The sequence below is a fragment of the Pseudomonas sp. GW821-FHT03E01 genome, assembly GCF_059420765.1.
Window position 1 is genome coordinate 221,771 of sequence record NZ_JBWKUI010000004.1, and the last position, 17,770, is coordinate 239,540.

Here is a 17,770-nt window from a genome sequence, read left to right on the forward strand (position 1 = left end):
CCTTGAGGCCTGAGCCTTGCGCGCGGCGGTAATGAACGTAGAGGTGAGCAACACATGTATCACGGGGAAAGATTGAACGCCTGGACGCATTTGGTTGGGGCGGTGGCGGCATTGGTCGGGGGCGTGTGGCTGCTGGTGATCGCCAGTATGGATGGCAGTCCGTGGAAGATCGTCAGTGTGGCGATTTACGCGTTTACCTTGCTGGTGCTCTACAGCGCCTCGACCGTGTACCACAGCGTGCGTGGGCGCAAGAAAGCGATCATGCAGAAGGTCGATCACTTTTCGATCTACTTGCTGATTGCCGGTAGTTACACGCCGTTCTGCCTGGTGACCCTGCGCGGGCCATGGGGCTGGACCTTGTTCGGGATTGTCTGGGGGCTGGCGCTGATCGGTATCCTGCAAGAGATCAAACCGCGCTCGGAAGCACGGATTCTGTCGGTCGTGATTTACGCGGTGATGGGCTGGATCGTGCTGGTGGCGGTCAAGCCGTTACTGGCGGCACTGGGCCCTGTCGGCTTTACCTTGCTGGCGTCGGGCGGGGTGTTGTACACTGTGGGGATTATCTTTTTTGCCCTCGACCATCGTCTGCGCCACGCCCATGGGATCTGGCATCTGTTCGTGATAGCCGGGAGTTTGCTGCACTTTGTGGCGATTTGGTTCTACGTCTTGTGACTGCTTTTGTGGCGAGGGGGCTTGCCCCCTCGCCACAAGGCCCTAGAAGTCACCCCAGAGTTGTTGGGCCACCGCCAATGCCACCACCGGCGCGGTTTCGGTGCGCAGCACGCGCGGGCCGAGGCGGGCGGCGTGGAAACCGCCAGCCTTGGCCTGTTCGACTTCGACGTCCGACAAGCCGCCCTCCGGACCGATCAGGAACGCCAGGCTTGCAGGTTTGGCGTGGCTCACCAGCGGCTCGGCCACCGGATGCAGCACCAGTTTCAATTCGGCCGCGGTCTGCTTCAACCAGTCAGCCAACAGCAATGGCGGATGAATCACCGGCACCCGTGAACGCCCACACTGCTCGCAGGCGCTGATCGCCACCTGACGCCAGTGCATCAGGCGTTTGTCGGCGCGTTCGTCCTTGAGGCGGACCTCGCAGCGGTCGGTGAAAATCGGGGTGATTTCGGTGACGCCCAGTTCGGTGGCTTTTTGAATCGCCCAGTCCATCCGCTCGCCACGGGACAAACCCTGGCCGAGATGGACCGCCAGCGACGACTCGACCTGACCGGTAAAGCTTTCATCGATTTGCACCACCACGCGCTTCTTGCCGACTTCCACCAGTGTGCCGCGAAACTCATGGCCCGAGCCGTCGAACAGTTGCACCGCATCACCCTCGGCCATGCGCAGCACACGGCCGATGTAATGCGCCTGGGCTTCGGGCAACTCGTGTTCGCCGGTGCTCAAAGGGGCGTCGATAAAGAAGCGGGACAGTCTCATCTTGGGTCTCTACGGTAAGTTCGGATCGAGTTGCTTTTGTGGCGAGGGAGCTTGCTCCCGTTCGAGCGCGAAGCGGTCGCAAGGTTTACCTGACACTCCTCAGTGTCAGGTTTTTGGGGCTGCTACGCAGCCCAGCGGGAGCAAGCTCCCTCGCCACAGGGTTACTACTCAGTGGCAGCTAGCCCGGATCGCGATAGCCCGGATGAAAGTCCTTCGGTACCGCCACGCTGACGCTGTCACGGGTGGCGATGTCGATGCCTTCGCTGGCCACTTCGGCCAGAAAATCGATCTGCTCCGGGGTAATCACGTAAGGCGGCAGGAAATACACCACGCTGCCCAACGGCCTCAGTAAAGCACCTCGTTGCAGTGCATGCTGGAACACGGTCAAACCGCGACGTTCCTGCCACGGGTAAGCGGTCTTGCTGGCCTTGTCCTTGACCATCTCGATCGCCAGCACCATGCCGGTCTGGCGCACTTCAGAGACGTTCGGGTGATCGGCCAGGTGCGCGGTGGAGGAGGCCATGCGCTGGGCCAGAGCCTTGTTGTTCTCGATGACGTTGTCTTCTTCGAAGATATCCAGCGTCGCCAATGCCGCCGCGCAGGCCAGCGGATTGCCGGTATAGCTGTGGGAATGCAGGAAGGCGCGCAGGGTCGGGTAGTCGTCGTAGAACGCGCTGTAGACCTCATCGGTGGTCAGGCAGGCCGCCAACGGCAGGTAACCGCCAGTCAGGGCCTTGGACAGGCAGAGGAAGTCCGGGCGGATACCAGCCTGTTCGCAGGCGAACATTGTGCCGGTACGACCGAAGCCGACGGCGATTTCATCGTGGATCAGGTGCACGCCATAACGATCACAGGCGTCGCGCAGCAGCTTGAGGTACACCGGGTGATACATGCGCATGCCGCCGGCGCCCTGAATCAGCGGCTCCAGAATCACGGCGGCCACGGTATCGTGGTTGTCGGCCAGGGTCTGCTCCATGGCGGCGAACATGTTGCGTGAGTGTTCTTCCCAGCTCATGCCCTCGGGGCGCAGGTAGCAATCGGGGCTCGGCACCTTGATGGTGTCCATCAGCAGGGCTTTGTAGGTTTCGGTAAACAGCGGCACGTCGCCCACTGCCATCGCCGCCATGGTCTCGCCGTGGTAGCCGTTGGTGAGGGTGACGAAGCGTTTCTTGTTCGGCTGGCCGCGGTTGAGCCAGTAGTGGAAGCTCATTTTCAGCGCGACTTCAATGCACGATGAACCGTTATCGGCGTAGAAACACCGGGTCAGGCCTTCGGGCGTCATCTTCACCAGACGCTCGGACAGCTCGATCACCGGCTGATGGCTGAAACCGGCGAGGATCACGTGTTCCAGCTGATCGACCTGATCCTTGATGCGCTGGTTGATCCGCGGGTTGGCGTGGCCGAACACATTGACCCACCAGGAGCTGACGGCGTCGAGGTAGCGTTTGCCTTCGAAGTCTTCCAGCCACACGCCTTCACCGCGCTTGATCGGGATCAGCGGCAGCTGTTCGTGGTCTTTCATCTGGGTGCAGGGATGCCATAACACGGCGAGATCGCGTTCCATCCACTGTTTATTCAGGCCCATTTTCTGTCTCCTCGAGGCTACCCGTGACGTAGGCGGGTAAACAATCGCGCAAGCCTATGCAATGCGCGTCACGGGGACAACCCATTGTGTCGATTGAGCTACTTTGTATAGGACGATAGACGTCGCTGGCGGCGTTTTGATGGCTGACGTATTCTTCGCGGCTCTTTGAGTCGTCTGACTCGTAAAACCGCTATTTCCTCGTGTATTTCCGGAGTTCTCTGAATGTCTGCTGGTTGGCTGCGCGCCTGTGCGCTGGTGATGTTAGGACTGTTCAGCGTTTCGGCGCTGGCCAAGGATAAAACGGCGATCGTGGTCGGCGGCGGGCTTTCGGGCCTCACCGCGGCGTACGAACTGCAGAGCAAAGGCTGGCAGGTCACCTTGCTGGAAGCCAAACCGACCCTGGGCGGTCGTTCCGGCATGGCCACCAGCGAGTGGATCGGCAACGACAAGACCCAACCGGTTTTGAACAAGTACATCTCGACGTTCAAGCTGAGCACCACGCCAGCCCCCGAGTTCGTGCGGACCCCGGGTTACCTGATCGACGGTGAATACTTCAGCGCCGCCGATCTGGCGACTAAACAGCCGGCCACCAGCGACGCGCTGAAACGCTACGAAAAGACTCTGGATGACCTGGCGCGCTCGATCGAAGACCCGCAAAACCCGGCCGCCAACAGCACGCTGTTCGCCCTGGACCAGATCAACGTGGCCAACTGGCTCGATCGCCTGAATCTGCCTGCCACTGCGCGTCAGTTGGTGAATCAGGAGATTCGTACCCGTTACGACGAACCTTCGCGCCTGTCGCTGCTGTATTTTGCCCAACAAAGCCGCGTCTACCGTGGCATTGCTGACCGTGACCTGCGCGCCTCGCGCCTGCCCGGCGGCAGCCCGGTGCTAGCCCAGGCCTTCGTCAAACAACTGAAAACCATCAAGACCGGTTCCCCGGTTTCGTCCATTACCCAGGACAAGGATGGCGTGAGTGTCAAGGTCGGCAGCGTTGGCTATCAGGCGGACTACGTCGTGCTGGCCGTGCCGTTGCGCGCACTGAGCAAGATCCAGATGACTCCGGCGCTGGACGCCCAGCACATGGGCGCCATCAAGGGCACCAACTACGGCTGGCGTGACCAGATCATGCTGAAGTTCAAGACGCCAGTGTGGGAAAGCAAGGCGCGCATGTCTGGCGAGATCTACAGCAACGCCGGTCTGGGCATGTTGTGGATCGAGCCGGCCTTGAAGGGCGGCGCCAACGTGGTGATCAACATTTCCGGCGACAACGCGCGGGTGATGCAGGCCTTTGGCGACAAGCAAATGGCCGATCAGGTGCTGATTCGTCTGCACGCCTTTTATCCACAGGCACGCGGTTCGTTCACCGGTTATGAAATCCGCCGCTACAGCACCGACCCATCAATGGGCGGCGCTTACCTGGCCTTCGGTCCGGGGCAGATCAGCAAATACTGGCGCCTGTGGGAGCGTCCGCTGCAACGTGTAGCCTTTGCCGGCGAACACACTGACACCTTGTACCCAGGCACCCTGGAAGGCGCCTTGCGCACCGGTCAGCGTGCAGCCAGTCAGCTGGAAGACCTGGCAGCGGGCAAATCGTTTGAACCGGCGAAAGTTGTGCCGGCAGCGACCGCTGCGGCGGCAGGCGCGGTAGTGGCGAAGAAAGGCAATTTCTTCAGCAACATGTTCGGTGGTTCGTCCGATAAAGCGGCCGACAAGGCAGAACCTGCGAAGGTTGAAGCGAAAGCTGAAGAGACCAAGCCTGGCTTCTTCTCGCGGATGTTTGGTGGTGGCTCCGACAAGGCTCCGGCCAAGGCGCCAGAACCCGTGGCCCCCGTTGCTCCGGCACCCGCGCCAGTTGCTGCGCCGGCTCCGGCACCTGCACCGGTTGAGGCACCGAAGCCAGTGGTGCCGGCGCAAGCCGAGCCGGTGAAGAAAGCACCGGCCAAAGCGCCAGTGAAAAAGCCTGCTGCCAAAACCGGGGCCAAAAAGGCTCCGGCCAAGGCAACGGCGAAAAAGGCTGAGCCAGTGAAGAAACCAGTGGCGAGTACCGCTGCGAAGGCACCGGTGGCGACTGAAACCAAGACACAGTAAGTCTTGGGATCAAAAAAAAGCGCGGCAGAGATGCCGCGCTTTTTTTATGTCTTTGCACCCTCGTAGAGGCCGGCTGATTCTTTGGTACTAAGGTAGATCGACGATATGGACTTCGTCGCCTTGGTAGTCGCTGATATAGGCGCAGTTATGATGATCAAGAACCATATGATGCGGGTCGATAGCCCCAGGGATGGGAAACCTGCGAACAATCTTATGGGTGGCGGTATTCACTTCCACGACCTCTTTTTCGGTGTGATCAACGGCGTAAGCGTTCTTTTTGCTAAACACTATTTCCCCTTCGCAAGCCACAAAATCGAAATGCCGGGTGGTCAGTGACCGGGTGTCCAACACGGTCAGTCTTCGAGCGTCCAGACCCACGATATACACTTTTCTACCGTCGGGACTGACAGTAACGGCTGACGGATATTTTTCGGTTTTGATGATGTTGATGACTTCGAACGTCTTGCTGCTGATGACCGTGAGCGCGTCCTGAAAAGGGCGACCAGGGGAATCGGTACTGGAAATATAGAGACGCGAATCGTCCTGGCTGATGTCCACACTTATGGACGGTGAAGGTAACCCTCGGACTCTGCTCACCACATAAGTGCGAGCGTCAATTATCGCCAGCCACTCTTTATCCTGCCGTACGGTGACGTAAACATGCCTCCCGTCCCGGCTCGCGACGACTCCCCAAGGGTGTCTACCCACCGTGATGTTACCCACCGCGTATGTTTCGGTATCAATAACCGAAACCGAACTTGAACCGTAGTTGGTCACGTAAGCTCTTTTCCCCTCATGGCCAAGGGCAATGCTTCGGGGATACTGCTCCACGGCGATGGTGCGGATTACCTTTTTGTTCCGGGTGTCGATGACGGACACATTGTCCGACATGTAATTGCAAACAAATACACGTGATCCATCGTTGCTGATGGCCATCCCTCGCGGTCCTTCCCCTACGGGTATTGAATTGGATTGACTGCGTGTTATCACGGGGGATGAACTCGAATTGTGACTCATGGTAGAACTCCTGTTCAGACACTTGGACTGACGTCCAAGTTCAAGTTCATCAATGACCTGCAATGAAAGCCACTGTTAAATGTGACAGTTCTGACGAGTGGTATCGGCTCATAAATGAATATAAGGAGGGTGCGTGAAGGTTTTTTCCTTCGGTTAACACTCTCTTAACCTCCCGGCCCCAAGGTCTTGATCGTATTTCTCGATATTTCAGAGCGAAATTTTCCGCTTTAAATCGATAGATAACTCGATAGTCTTGGGCGCAGTTCTTACAGGATTTGGGCAATGCAGCTACGTAACTCTTCTTCCCGCTACGGTTGGGTCAGCATCTTTATGCACTGGGGTGTGGCGTTGGCCGTCTTCGGCCTGTTTGCGTTGGGGTTGTGGATGGTCGGTCTCGATTACTACAGCACCTGGCGTAAAGACGCGCCGGATCTGCACAAGAGCATTGGTCTGGTGTTATTTGCCGTGATGTTGCTGCGGGTAGTGTGGCGCTTCATCAGCCCACCGCCGCCGCTCTTGCCAAGCTATAGCCGCATGACCCGCCTTGGCGCCAAGTTCGGCCATTCGTTCCTTTATCTCAGTCTGTTCGCTGTGATGATCGCCGGTTACCTGATTTCCACCGCAGACGGTGTCGGGATTCCGGTGTTTGGCCTGTTTGAAATTCCTGCACTGGTTTCCGGACTACCGGACCAGGCAGACACCGCGGGTGTGATTCATTTGTACCTGGCCTGGCTGCTGGTAATTTTTTCCGGTTTCCATGCGTTGGCTGCATTGAAGCACCACTTTATCGATCGTGATGCGACCCTGACGCGAATGCTGGGGCGCAAAGCCTGATGTTCTACCTCGACTCCAAAGGAATAGAAAGCATGTTGAAAAAGACGCTCGCCGCTCTGGCAATCGGTTCTGCTCTGCTGTCGGCTAACGTGATGGCGGCCGACTATGTGGTCGACAAAGAAGGCCAGCACGCCTTTGTTGACTTCAAGATCAGCCACTTGGGCTACAGCTACATCATCGGTACCTTCAAGGATATCGACGGCAAGTTCAGCTTCGACGCTGCCAAGCCTGAAGACAGCAAGATCGAGTTCAATGTGCGCACCGCCAGCGTGTTCACCAACCACGCCGAACGCGACAAGCACATCGCCAGCGGTGACTTCCTGAACGTGGGCAAATTCGCCGACGCCAAGTTCGTCTCCACCAGCGTCAAACCTACCGGTAAAAACGCCGCAGGCAAAGACACTGCCGACGTGACCGGCAACCTGACCCTGCTGGGCGTGACCAAGCCAATCGTGGTCAAAGCCACGTTCCTGGGTGAAGGCAAGGATCCATGGGGCGGCTACCGTGCCGGCTTCGAAGGCACCACCAGCATCAAGCGTTCCGATTTTGGCAAGCAGAAAGACCTGGGCCCAGCGTCCGACGCAGTCGATCTGTACGTGACGTTTGAAGGTGTCAAAGCGAAATAATCTTCGCACCTGACACAAAAACGCCCCCGATCTCACGATCGCGGGCGTTTTTTATGGTCGGAGAAAATCTGCAGGGATGTTCTCAACTGAAATGAAAATGCCCCGATCGCAAGATCAGGGCATTTTTTATAACGGTGCTAACTCAGCGGTTGCGGGTCAGCAATGCTGGTTTTTCGCCGCGCGGACGGCCTGGCAGTTGATCCAGTTGCTCAGGGGTCGGGAAGCGATCGCTTTTCGACTCCTTGTGAATGATCTTCGGTGCCGGGCTCCGCGGGTTCTGCACGGCCGGTTCCGAACGAGACTGGTCGTCACGGGCCGGACGGCGGTTGCGTGACTCTTCGCGACGGGCCTGGCCGTCACGTGGAGCGCCGTTGCGCGGGCCACTGCGCTTGGCCGGTGGGGTGCCGGTGGTTGCGCCGCTGCTGTTGCGCGGACCGTTCTGGCGACCTTGTGGCTGACCGGCGCGCGGAGCGCCAGCGCCTTGTGCCGGTGCGCCCGGACGGCGGCCACGGCCCTGAGCCGGTTTGGCTTGAGGCACGTAGTCGACGCGGTTACCGAAGTTATCGATATCGTCGTCCAGGAACTCGTCCGGAGCACGGTCGGCGGCGGCGCGAGGGGCCGGGCGCTGTTGCTCGCGGGCCGGAGTGCCTTCGCGTGGCTTGTGTTCACGGGCCGGGCGCTCGCCACGGCCGGCGGCAGGTTTTTCCTTGCCACCCTTGTCCTTGCCTTTGTCTTTACGACCGCCACCACCACCGCTGCCGTTCGGGCCGTCGCCGCGTGGGCCACGTGGGGCGCGCGGGTTACGCACATCCGGACGCTCGCGGACCTCCGGTTTCTCGGCTTCCACAGCGCTGGAGTCGAAGCCCATCAGGTCGCCGTCGGCGATTTTCTGCTTGGTCATGCGCTCGATGCTTTTCAGCAGTTTTTCTTCGTCCGGAGCGACCAGCGAGATCGCCTCGCCCGAACGACCGGCACGGCCGGTACGACCGATACGGTGCACGTAATCTTCGTCGACGTTTGGCAGTTCGAAGTTGACCACATGAGGCAACTGGTCGATGTCGAGGCCACGAGCAGCGATGTCGGTGGCGACCAGGATGCGCACTTCACCGGCCTTGAAGTCGGCCAGGGCCTTGGTGCGGGCGTTCTGGCTCTTGTTGCCGTGGATCGCGACGGCGGTGAGGCCGTGTTTGTCCAGGTACTCGGCCAGGCGGTTGGCGCCGTGCTTGGTGCGAGTGAATACCAGCACCTGTTCCCAGGCGCCGGCAGTAATCAGGTGTGCCAGCAACGAACGCTTGTGGCTGGCGGCCAGACGGAATACGCGTTGTTCGATCCGCTCGACCGTGGTGTTCGGTGGCGTGACTTCGATGCGTTCCGGGTTGTGCAGCAGCTTGCCGGCGAGGTCGGTGATGTCTTTGGAGAACGTCGCCGAGAACAACAGGTTCTGCCGTTTGGCCGGGAGGCGGGCGAGGACCTTTTTCACGTCATGGACAAAGCCCATGTCGAGCATGCGGTCGGCTTCGTCCAGCACGAGGATTTCCACGTGGGACAAATCGACACTGCCTTGGCCGGCGAGGTCGAGCAGGCGACCTGGGCAGGCCACCAGCACGTCGACACCACGGGACATGGCTTGAACCTGCGGGTTCATGCCGACGCCACCGAAGATGCAGGCGCTGACGAACTTCAGGTCACGGGCATAGACCTTGAAGCTCTCGTGCACCTGAGCCGCGAGTTCGCGGGTTGGGGTCAGGACCAGTACGCGTGGTTGGCGCGGGCCGTGACGCTGGGATTTGTCCGGGTGACCGTTGGGAAACAACCGCTCCAGAATCGGAAGGGCGAAGCCACCGGTTTTACCAGTACCTGTCTGAGCCGCAACCATCAGGTCGCGACCTTGCAACACGGCGGGAATGGCCCGCTGTTGCACCGGAGTAGGCTCGGTATAGCCCGCTGCCTCGATGGCGCGGACTAAAGCCTCGGAGAGACCGAGGGAAGCAAAGGACATGAGTAATCCTGTTTTAGTTAGGGCTTGGCCCAATGGGAGTCTTGCCTGGCGCGAATGGCGTTTAAGAGGACGCAATCCCGTCCGGTCCTGCTGGGCCTCGAAGGCTCGTCTGGAGCGCTCGCGCGGGCTGAAAAGCTGCGCTGTAGCGGGATCGAGATGCCTTGAACAAGTCCGAGCGTCCGGGCGTGAGCCTGGCGGGAAGGCCGGAGTATAACAGAGCAATCACTGTGCGCCGCTTTCCTGCTGCTCAACGGTTTTTCCGCCGGTTGCGGTGGCGCTGGCGGCCCGGGCTTCGGCAGCCGGACCGGCACCATAGCGGGCGCTCAGTTCGGCGTAGGCCGGTTCGCGCTTGAAGCGCTTGAGCTCGGCGCCGAAACGCTGCACCAACAAATCCATCCCGGCATTGCGGCGCACCGCCAGGTACTGGCTCTGCTGGCTGATGACGGTCGGGTTCTCGGTGATCTTGTCGCGGATGTCCAGTTGATCGAGCAAGTGCTGGCCGACCCGGCGATCGGTGATCAACAGGTCGATCCGCCCGCGCACCAGTTTGCCGAAGTTGGCTTCATGGGTAGGCGCCGGTTCCCGGGTAAACAACGTCGATTCGCTGAAATCCTTGCTGTACAGGTAGCCCGGCGAGGTGCCGATGGTCAGGCCTTTCAGGTCGTCCAGGGTGCGAAACGGGAACGGCCGTTCATTGGCGTAGAACATCACGAATTCGACTTGCGAGAGCGGTTCGCTGGGGTAGAGCAGGGTCGCTTCGCGTTCATCGCTGTGGAAAATATCCAGCACACCGTCCGCCTGGCCTTGCTCAAGCATCGACAGGCAGCGCTTCCACGGCAGGAACTGCCATTCCACGTCAATCCCGAGGCGTTTGAAGACGATGGCCGTGGTTTCGTAGTCGAGCCCGAGGTTCTTGCCACCTTCTTCATAGACGTAAGGCGCCCAGGGTTCGGTGACAATACGCAGCTTCTCGCCGCGAGCGGTGAAGCTCAGGCAAGTGAATAGAAGCACGGTCAGTAACTGGGTGATCAGGGGCATGGCTTGAGATTACGACGAGAAATCATAAAGAGCCAGAAACCGGATCCAGAAGCTCTGGATCGGGCATTAAAAGCAAAAGATCGCAGCCTTCGGCGGCGCCTGCAGAGGTACATATTCCCCTGGAGGCGCTGCCAAAGACTGCGATCTCTTGATTTGCGTTAACGGCTATTAGCGCGGCAACTTCAGGTTATTCCATACCGCCAGGCTCGGTTCAGCCTGGTTCAGTGTGTAGAAGTGCAGCCCCGGTGCGCCACCTTGCAACAGGCGTTCGCACATCTCGGTGACGACTTGCTCACCAAAGCTTTGAATGCTCTGGGTGTCGTCGCCGTAGGCTTCCAGTTGCTTGCGGATCCAGCGCGGGATTTCCGCGCCGCAAGCGTCGGAGAAGCGCGCCAGCTTGCTGTAGTTGGTGATCGGCATGATCCCCGGCACGATCGGGATGTTCACACCCTTCGCCTGTACACGCTCGACGAAGTAGAAATAACTGTCGGCGTTGAAGAAGTACTGGGTGATCGCACTGTTGGCACCGGCGTTGGCCTTGCGCACGAAGTTGTTGAGATCGTCTTCGAAATTGCGCGCTTGCGGATGCATTTCCGGGTAAGCGGCGATTTCGATGTGGAAATGATCGCCAGTCTCTTCACGAATGAATTCAACCAGGTCATTGGCGTGACGCAACTCGCCGCTGGCCATGCCCATGCCCGAGGGCAGGTCACCGCGAAGCGCGACGATTCGCTGGATGCCGGCTGCCTTGTACTGGGTCAGCAGGCCGCGCAGATCGTTCTTGCTGTCACCCACGCAAGACAGATGCGGAGCGGCAGGGACTTTGACTTCACTTTCCAGCTGCAACACGGTGTTGAGGGTGCGATCACGAGTCGAACCGCCAGCGCCGTAGGTGCAGGAGAAGAAGTCGGGATTGTAGGTCGCCAGCTGACGGGCAGTGGCGATCAGTTTTTCATGCCCAGCATCGGTCTTCGTCGGGAAGAATTCGAAGCTGTAGCGACGTTCTTGGGACATGGTCATATCCTTGGAAACACGTAAGCCTTGTAGGCGCCGTGCTTCCTGTAGGAGCGAAGCTTGCTCGCGAAGCAGGCGCCGCGGTCTTTCAGCAGCACCGCGGTGAAGCGTTCGCGAGCAAGCTTCGCTCCTACAGGAAGCGTGGTTCCTGCATAAGTCCGCTCCCATGGGGAGCGGACTGCTGGACCGATCAGTAGCGGTAAGCGTGCGGCTTGAACGGGCCTTCGACGGTAACGCCGATGTAGTCAGCCTGTTGCTTGGTCAGTTGAGTGACCACGCCGCCGAAACCGCGGACCATTTCCAGGGCCACTTCTTCGTCGAGTTTCTTCGGCAGTACTTCAACGGTCAGGCGCTCGGCTTTCTGGGCTGGCGACAGGTCGGCGTACTTCTGGCCGAACAGGAAGATCTGCGCCAGAACCTGGTTGGCGAACGAACCGTCCATGATGCGGCTTGGGTGACCAGTGGCGTTACCCAGGTTAACCAGACGGCCTTCGGCCAGCAGGATCAGGTAGTCGTCGTTCTGAGCGTCGAAAGCGCCTGGACCGGTGCGGTGAACCTTGTGAACCTGCGGCTTCACTTCTTCCCATGCCCAGTTCTTGCGCATGAAAGCGGTGTCGATTTCGTTGTCGAAGTGACCGATGTTGCAGACCACAGCGCGTTTCTTCAGGGCTTTGAGCATGTTTGCGTCGCAAACATTGACGTTGCCGGTGGTGGTCACGATCAGGTCGATCTTGCCCAGCAGCGCTTTGTCGATACTCGCTTCGGTACCGTTGTTGATACCGTCGATGAACGGCGAAACCAGTTCGAAACCGTCCATGCAGGCTTGCATGGCGCAGATCGGGTCGACTTCGGAGACTTTAACGATCATGCCTTCCTGACGCAGGGACTGGGCCGAGCCCTTGCCCACGTCACCGTAACCGATGACCAGCGCTTGCTTGCCGGACAGCAGGTGGTCGGTGCCGCGCTTGATCGCGTCGTTCAGGCTGTGACGGCAGCCGTACTTGTTGTCGTTCTTGCTCTTGGTCACCGAGTCGTTGACGTTGATGGCCGGGATTTTCAGCTCGCCCTTGGCCAGCATGTCCAGCAGACGGTGAACGCCGGTGGTGGTTTCTTCGGTGACGCCGTGGACGCGGTCCAGTACTTGTGGGTACTTCTTGTGCAGCAGCTCGGTCAGGTCGCCGCCGTCGTCGAGGATCATGTTGGCATCCCAAGGCTGGCCATCCTTGAGGATGGTTTGCTCCAGGCACCACTCGTACTCTTCTTCAGTCTCGCCTTTCCAGGCGAACACCGGGATGCCGGCAGCGGCGATGGAAGCGGCGGCCTGATCCTGAGTCGAGAAAATGTTGCAGGACGACCAGCGTACTTCGGCACCCAGGGCAACCAGGGTTTCGATCAGCACGGCAGTCTGAATAGTCATGTGGATGCAGCCGAGAATCTTCGCGCCCTTGAGCGGTTGCTCGACGGAGTACTTGCGGCGCAGACCCATCAGGGCCGGCATTTCGGATTCGGCGATGATGGTTTCGCGACGGCCCCAGGCAGCCAGGGACATGTCGGCGACTTTGTAATCGTTAAAATCTGCAGGCGTGATAACAGCGCTCATGAAGAGCCTCCATTCGTAATGTATGCGAATGGGCGCCGTTGTGCGTTTAGTGTCTGGCCGTGGCCAGTCAACGCCCCATCCGAGCCTGACAGGTTGAACCTGCTGCAGCGCCCCTCGGACAGGTGGCGGGAAAACGGTATCAATCAAACATGACCGTTTTGAAACGGGGGCGATTATAGCGGGCTATGCTGATCTTCCAAAGCGTTTCTGTTGGTCAATGTCCGAACGGTAATCGAGACCATAGTCGATGCTTGATAGAGCTCTAGTCCGGGCTCTGCCATGATGGCCGGCATCAATCGGCAAGACGGTCAGGAGTGAGTATGAATTTCCACACCCGCAAATGGGTAAAACCCGAAGACCTCAACCCCAACGGCACGCTGTTCGGCGGCAGCCTGCTGCGCTGGATCGACGAAGAAGCGGCGATCTACGCCATCGTCCAGTTGGGTAATCAGCGCGTGGTCACCAAGTACATTTCCGAAATCAACTTCGTCAGCGCCTCGCGTCAGGGCGACATCATCGAGTTGGGCATCACCGCCACCGAGTTCGGTCGCACCTCGATCACTCTGACCTGCGAAGTGCGCAACAAGATCACTCGCAAGAGCATTTTGACGGTAGAGAAGATGGTGTTCGTGAACCTGGGCGAAGACGGCCTGCCCATGCCGCACGGCCGGACCGAGATCAGGTACGTCAAAGACCAGTTCAAGGATGATGACATTGGCGAGTAGTTGCCGCTCTGTGGCGAGGGAGCTTGCTCCCGTTGGGCCGGGCTGGCGCTCCAGCGCGAAGCGGCCCTGAAATCTATCATTGGGTTCTTTCAGGCAGGCTTCACGTCAGCTTACGACTGCTTCGCAGCCGAGCGGGAGCAAGCTCCCTCGCCACAGGGTTTGCTGCGTTCCCCCGGTAGTGAACAGCTCCGAACCCCGCGTGTCGTACGTAAACGACACGCCACCGGTTCAGGAGCAGCCTTATGGACACGCCCAACGACGGCAAGACCCCGGACCTCTCGGCACAGGAACAGCGCGAGGTCGATAAAAACCAGCCCCCGCGTGCGGCGGTGTTGCACGAAATCATTCGCACCCAAGGCGATCAGGAACTCGAACGTAGCGTTGCGGCGCTGTGGTGGTCGGCGCTGGCTGCCGGCCTGACCATGGGCCTGTCGCTGATGGGCATGGGACTGCTCAACTCGCGCCTGCCGGACGGCGAAGGCTACAAGGTGATCGCCAGCTTCGGTTATTGCGCCGGTTTTCTAGCGGTGATTCTCGCCCGTCAGCAACTCTTCACCGAAAACACCCTGACCGCCGTGCTGCCGATCATGAGCAAGCCAACGTTGGGTAATGTCGGTCGGTTGCTGCGGCTGTGGACGGTGGTGCTGGTGGGCAACCTCTGCGGCACCTTGCTGGTGGCATATGTGATGCTGCACCTGCCGATATTCGACAGCAAGACCGATCTGGCCTTCCTTGAGATCGGGCGCAAGGTCATGGAGAACGATGCCGGCAAGATGCTCGCCAAAGGCATCATCTCCGGCTGGATGATCGCCACCATGGTCTGGATGATCCCGTCCATGGAAAGCGCCAAGATGTGGATCATCATCCTCATCACCTATTTCATGGCGCTGGGCGATTTCACCCACATCGTGGTCGGATCGGTCGAGGTTTCTTACCTGGTGTTTGCCGGCGAGTTGCCGTGGAAGGATTTCTGGTGGGTGTTCGCAGGTCCCACGCTGGTGGGGAACATTATTGGCGGCAGTTTTATCTTCGCGCTGATCAGTCACGCGCAGATTCGCAGTGAAAGCGGGCCGCCGAAGACCTCTGCGGAGCGGGCTCAGGAATCCGAACCGCAGAAGATCAAAAAATGATCAATGTCAGCTAGAGACGTTGATTGCGGCAGCACTGCGACGTTGCAGGTAGATGAAGAACAGCGCCGTCAGCAGCGTGAATACGCTGACCAGTGCGCCGGTCCACGGCAAGTCCGCCAGGTCCGCGCCACTGGCCACCACCAGTCCGCCAATCCAAGCCCCGGCGGCGTTGCCGAGATTGAATGCGCTTTGATTCAACGTCGACCCGAGGTTTGGCGCCTCATGGGCCTGATCGATAATCAGCAATTGCAGGATCGGGCACAGCGCGAAGGCGAAGATGCCCCACAACACCAGCGTGATCGCCGCCGGTATCACTGAATGGCTGGTTTGGCTGAAGGCGGCCAGCACGATGGCCACGGCCAATGTCATCCCCACCAGCGAAGGCAGCAAACGACTGTCCGCCAATCGGCCGCCGAGCATGCTGCCCCCGGTCAAGCCGACCCCGAACAACAGCAACATGATGGTTACGCCATGCGGACTGACGCCGGTGATGTCCTGCAGGATCGGCGCAATGTAAGTGAACACGCTGAACAGGCTGGTAGACGCCAGCACGCTCATGCCCAGCGCCAGCAGCACATTGACCTTGCCCAGCACTTTGAATTCGCTGGCCAGGTTGGCTTTGTCCATGGGGATTTCCTTGGGCAGCCAGACCCACTGCGCAATGGCTGCAATCACGCCAATCACCGACACTGCCCAGAAGGTCGAGCGCCAGCCGGCGTATTGCCCCAGAGCAGTGCCCAATGGCACGCCCAGCACGTTGGCCAAGGTCAGGCCGGTGAACATCATGGCAATTGCCTGGGCTCGTTTGTTCGGTGCCACCAGACTGGTAGCGACCACTGAGCCGATGCCGAAAAACGCGCCATGGCACAGCGCGGTGATCACTCGTGCGGCCATCAAGGTGGCGTAGTTCGGCGCCAGGGCGCAGAGGATGTTGCCGAGAATGAACATCAGCGTCATGCCCAGCAGTGTGGCTTTGCGCGGCATGTTGGCGGTGCCGACCGCGAGAATCGGCGCACCGAACACCACGCCCAGGGCATAACCGGTGATGAGCAGGCCAGCATGAGGAATGCTCACGGCGAGGTCGCGGGCGACATCGGGCAGCAAGCCCATGATGACGAACTCAGTGGTGCCGATGCCGAAAGCGGCAACGGCCAGTGCAAGCAAGGCGAGTGGCATGCGCAAGGTCTCTGTCGGTAGTCTTGACGCTTTGATCAGGCATACGCAGGCCGACGACCGTTCTCGATGAGAGCGGGCAGAGGCAGGAGTTATTGGAATTAGTCTGTGCGCAACTGAGTGCGGCGTGGTCGCTTGCAGTATAAACAGCTGCGGACATATGGCGAATCAAATCTCTGTCCCGCGATGTAGGGGCAATACAAGGAGTGTGCCGTGCTTGCGACAATTCTGGTGTTGGTGGCGGCGCTGTTGCACGCGGCGTGGAATACCCTGATCAAGTTCAGCGCGGAGCGGCTGTTGGTGGTGGCCTGCATGGACAGCGTGGCGTTGCTGTTTGTCGCGCTGATGCTACCCTTCGTGGCGCTGCCGCCACTGGATATGTGGCCGTGGATTCTTGCGTCGGCGGCATTCGAGTTGCTCTATCGCTACCTGTTGATCCAGGCCTATCGGGTCGGCGATCTCGGCCTGGTCTATCCGTTGATGCGTGGCCTGTCACCGTTGGTGGTGCTGGCGCTGACGCTGATCTTCGCCGGTGAAGTGCTGACGGCTCAGCAGATCTTCGGGATTTTGCTCATCCCGTTCGGCATGGTGTGCCTGCTCTGGCAGGGCGGTGGCGGGGTGCGCCTGCCGTGGTCGATGCTGCCGGTGGTGGCGCTGATCGGGTTGTGCATCGGTTGCTACACCTTCATCGATGGCCAGGCCTTGCGGCGCTGGTCCCATCCGCTGGACTACCTGGTTTGGGTCACAGTGCTCAGTGCCTGGCCGTTCCCATTGCTGGCGCTGGTGCGCAAACGCCCGGCGTTCATGTTGTTCTGGCGTGAGCAGTGGCGGTTGGGGTTGGCGGTCGGGTTCTGCGTATTGTTCAGCTACGCTCTGGTGCTGTGGGCCATGCAGCTCGGATCGATTGCCGAGGCTGCGGCGCTGCGCGAGATCAGCGTGATTCTGGTGGTGCTGTTCGGCATGCGCTACCTCAAAGAACCTTTTGGCAGGCCACGGCTCTTAGCCTGTGGACTGGTATTGATCGGCATGTTGGTGATGAAGTTTTAGTCGCCGCTGATGGAATTCGATTCTCTACAACTTGAAGAAGGGACTGCGTTATGACGGTTGCTCTGTGGTGCATTTTGATTGCGATCTGCTTGCCTTATCTGTGCACAGGCGTCGCCAAGTTCAGCAATGGCAAGTTCGGGCTGAAACAGAATCACGACCCAAGGGCGTTTCTGGATTCGCTCGAAGGCGTGGCCAGGCGTGCGCATTCGGCGCAGTTGAACAGCTTCGAAGTGACCCCGGCGTTTGCCGCGGCGGTGATCGTGGCGCATCTGGCCGGCAATGCCGAACTGGTGACGATCAATGTGCTATCGGTGCTGTTCATCACCAGTCGGCTGCTGTACATCATTTGCTATCTGGCGGACTGGGCGATTCTGCGGTCGCTGGTGTGGGCCATTGGCATGGGGCTGATTGTCAGTTTCTTTGTGGTGTCTGTTTAACGGCAAGATCAAAGGATCGC

The 17,770-nt window shown here is 59.5% G+C and carries 16 protein-coding genes and 1 riboswitch; of the genes, 8 read left to right on the plus strand and 8 right to left on the minus strand.

Annotated elements, in window-relative coordinates:
- Window positions 1-54 precede the first annotated feature (54 nt).
- Window positions 55-672 carry a PAQR family membrane homeostasis protein TrhA gene (gene trhA, locus AC07VO_RS08855; RefSeq protein ID WP_018928730.1) on the plus strand — a complete coding sequence of 206 codons (618 nt, stop codon included), beginning with the start codon at window positions 55-57 and terminating at the stop codon, window positions 670-672.
- A 42-nt stretch (window positions 673-714) separates the two neighbouring features.
- Here trhA and AC07VO_RS08860 read toward each other — a convergent pair whose 3' ends face one another.
- Window positions 715-1,434: a 16S rRNA (uracil(1498)-N(3))-methyltransferase gene (locus tag AC07VO_RS08860; RefSeq protein WP_064620925.1), complete on the minus strand. Its 720-nt coding sequence runs from the start codon at window positions 1,432-1,434 to the stop codon at window positions 715-717.
- Window positions 1,435-1,612: 178 nt separating this feature from the next.
- Window positions 1,613-3,019 (minus strand): adenosylmethionine--8-amino-7-oxononanoate transaminase, encoded by a 1,407-nt coding sequence (locus AC07VO_RS08865; RefSeq protein WP_018928732.1) that lies wholly within the window; start codon window positions 3,017-3,019, stop codon window positions 1,613-1,615.
- 222 nt (window positions 3,020-3,241) lie between these two features.
- Between AC07VO_RS08865 and AC07VO_RS08870 the strand changes: the two genes are divergently transcribed.
- Window positions 3,242-5,110, plus strand: coding sequence for a flavin monoamine oxidase family protein (locus AC07VO_RS08870; protein ID WP_192350798.1), 1,869 nt, complete (start codon window positions 3,242-3,244; stop codon window positions 5,108-5,110).
- A gap of 87 nt (window positions 5,111-5,197) precedes the next feature.
- Here the strand turns inward: AC07VO_RS08870 and AC07VO_RS08875 are convergent, their stop codons facing one another.
- The gene (locus AC07VO_RS08875) at window positions 5,198-6,046 is read right to left on the minus strand and encodes a YncE family protein (RefSeq protein WP_018928734.1); all 849 of its coding nucleotides are present in this window, start codon (window positions 6,044-6,046) and stop codon (window positions 5,198-5,200) included.
- A 363-nt stretch (window positions 6,047-6,409) separates the two neighbouring features.
- Here AC07VO_RS08875 and AC07VO_RS08880 point away from each other — a divergent pair, with 363 nt between their 5' ends.
- Both AC07VO_RS08880 and AC07VO_RS08885 read left to right on the plus strand, forming a co-directional pair.
- Window positions 6,410-6,961: a cytochrome b gene (locus tag AC07VO_RS08880; protein WP_018928735.1), complete on the plus strand. Its 552-nt coding sequence runs from the start codon at window positions 6,410-6,412 to the stop codon at window positions 6,959-6,961.
- 32 nt (window positions 6,962-6,993) lie between these two features.
- Window positions 6,994-7,587, plus strand: a complete 594-nt coding sequence (locus tag AC07VO_RS08885; protein ID WP_018928736.1) for a YceI family protein — start codon at window positions 6,994-6,996, stop codon at window positions 7,585-7,587.
- 142 nt (window positions 7,588-7,729) lie between these two features.
- On the opposite strand, the gene rhlE2 is transcribed toward AC07VO_RS08885, so the two are convergent.
- The 4 genes from rhlE2 to ahcY all read right to left on the minus strand — a co-directional run bounded on the left by rhlE2 (window position 7,730) and on the right by ahcY (window position 13,238).
- Complete coding sequence (gene rhlE2 / locus AC07VO_RS08890) at window positions 7,730-9,586, minus strand: RNA helicase RhlE2 (protein ID WP_018928737.1); 1,857 nt, start codon at window positions 9,584-9,586, stop codon at window positions 7,730-7,732.
- A 222-nt stretch (window positions 9,587-9,808) separates the two neighbouring features.
- On the minus strand, window positions 9,809-10,624 hold the full coding sequence (locus AC07VO_RS08895; protein ID WP_018928738.1) for a substrate-binding periplasmic protein: 816 nt from the start codon (window positions 10,622-10,624) through the stop codon (window positions 9,809-9,811).
- Between the two features lie 168 nt (window positions 10,625-10,792).
- The gene (metF, locus tag AC07VO_RS08900) at window positions 10,793-11,638 is read right to left on the minus strand and encodes a methylenetetrahydrofolate reductase [NAD(P)H] (protein WP_086944417.1); all 846 of its coding nucleotides are present in this window, start codon (window positions 11,636-11,638) and stop codon (window positions 10,793-10,795) included.
- 190 nt (window positions 11,639-11,828) lie between these two features.
- A complete protein-coding gene (ahcY, locus tag AC07VO_RS08905; protein WP_018928740.1) occupies window positions 11,829-13,238 on the minus strand; it encodes an adenosylhomocysteinase in 1,410 nt (469 codons plus the stop codon).
- Between the two features lie 23 nt (window positions 13,239-13,261).
- Window positions 13,262-13,360, minus strand: a riboswitch (S-adenosyl-L-homocysteine riboswitch).
- A gap of 198 nt (window positions 13,361-13,558) precedes the next feature.
- On the opposite strand from ahcY, the gene AC07VO_RS08910 reads away from it, so the two are divergent.
- On the plus strand, window positions 13,559-13,963 hold the full coding sequence (locus tag AC07VO_RS08910) for an acyl-CoA thioesterase (protein WP_064620913.1): 405 nt from the start codon (window positions 13,559-13,561) through the stop codon (window positions 13,961-13,963).
- Window positions 13,964-14,205: 242 nt separating this feature from the next.
- Window positions 14,206-15,093: a formate/nitrite transporter family protein gene (locus AC07VO_RS08915; RefSeq protein ID WP_018928742.1), complete on the plus strand. Its 888-nt coding sequence runs from the start codon at window positions 14,206-14,208 to the stop codon at window positions 15,091-15,093.
- A 6-nt stretch (window positions 15,094-15,099) separates the two neighbouring features.
- Here AC07VO_RS08915 and AC07VO_RS08920 read toward each other — a convergent pair whose 3' ends face one another.
- Window positions 15,100-16,269, minus strand: a complete 1,170-nt coding sequence (locus AC07VO_RS08920; protein WP_086944418.1) for an MFS transporter — start codon at window positions 16,267-16,269, stop codon at window positions 15,100-15,102.
- Window positions 16,270-16,479: 210 nt separating this feature from the next.
- Here AC07VO_RS08920 and AC07VO_RS08925 point away from each other — a divergent pair, with 210 nt between their 5' ends.
- Together AC07VO_RS08925 and AC07VO_RS08930 are read left to right on the plus strand one after the other, a co-directional pair.
- Window positions 16,480-17,313: an EamA family transporter gene (locus tag AC07VO_RS08925; RefSeq protein ID WP_018928744.1), complete on the plus strand. Its 834-nt coding sequence runs from the start codon at window positions 16,480-16,482 to the stop codon at window positions 17,311-17,313.
- Between the two features lie 50 nt (window positions 17,314-17,363).
- The gene (locus tag AC07VO_RS08930) at window positions 17,364-17,750 is read left to right on the plus strand and encodes an MAPEG family protein (RefSeq protein WP_018928745.1); all 387 of its coding nucleotides are present in this window, start codon (window positions 17,364-17,366) and stop codon (window positions 17,748-17,750) included.
- Window positions 17,751-17,770 lie beyond the last annotated feature (20 nt).

Coding starts and splice junctions, on each gene's coding strand:
- trhA (WP_018928730.1), top strand. CDS start 55: ATGTATCACGGGGAAAGATTGAACGCCTGGACGCATTTGGTTGGGGCG.
- AC07VO_RS08860 (WP_064620925.1), bottom strand. CDS start 1,434: ATGAGACTGTCCCGCTTCTTTATCGACGCCCCTTTGAGCACCGGCGAA.
- AC07VO_RS08865 (WP_018928732.1), bottom strand. CDS start 3,019: ATGGGCCTGAATAAACAGTGGATGGAACGCGATCTCGCCGTGTTATGG.
- AC07VO_RS08870 (WP_192350798.1), top strand. CDS start 3,242: ATGTCTGCTGGTTGGCTGCGCGCCTGTGCGCTGGTGATGTTAGGACTG.
- AC07VO_RS08875 (WP_018928734.1), bottom strand. CDS start 6,046: ATGGCCATCAGCAACGATGGATCACGTGTATTTGTTTGCAATTACATG.
- AC07VO_RS08880 (WP_018928735.1), top strand. CDS start 6,410: ATGCAGCTACGTAACTCTTCTTCCCGCTACGGTTGGGTCAGCATCTTT.
- AC07VO_RS08885 (WP_018928736.1), top strand. CDS start 6,994: ATGTTGAAAAAGACGCTCGCCGCTCTGGCAATCGGTTCTGCTCTGCTG.
- rhlE2 (WP_018928737.1), bottom strand. CDS start 9,586: ATGTCCTTTGCTTCCCTCGGTCTCTCCGAGGCTTTAGTCCGCGCCATC.
- AC07VO_RS08895 (WP_018928738.1), bottom strand. CDS start 10,624: ATGCCCCTGATCACCCAGTTACTGACCGTGCTTCTATTCACTTGCCTG.
- metF (WP_086944417.1), bottom strand. CDS start 11,638: ATGTCCCAAGAACGTCGCTACAGCTTCGAATTCTTCCCGACGAAGACC.
- ahcY (WP_018928740.1), bottom strand. CDS start 13,238: ATGAGCGCTGTTATCACGCCTGCAGATTTTAACGATTACAAAGTCGCC.
- AC07VO_RS08910 (WP_064620913.1), top strand. CDS start 13,559: ATGAATTTCCACACCCGCAAATGGGTAAAACCCGAAGACCTCAACCCC.
- AC07VO_RS08915 (WP_018928742.1), top strand. CDS start 14,206: ATGGACACGCCCAACGACGGCAAGACCCCGGACCTCTCGGCACAGGAA.
- AC07VO_RS08920 (WP_086944418.1), bottom strand. CDS start 16,269: ATGCCACTCGCCTTGCTTGCACTGGCCGTTGCCGCTTTCGGCATCGGC.
- AC07VO_RS08930 (WP_018928745.1), top strand. CDS start 17,364: ATGACGGTTGCTCTGTGGTGCATTTTGATTGCGATCTGCTTGCCTTAT.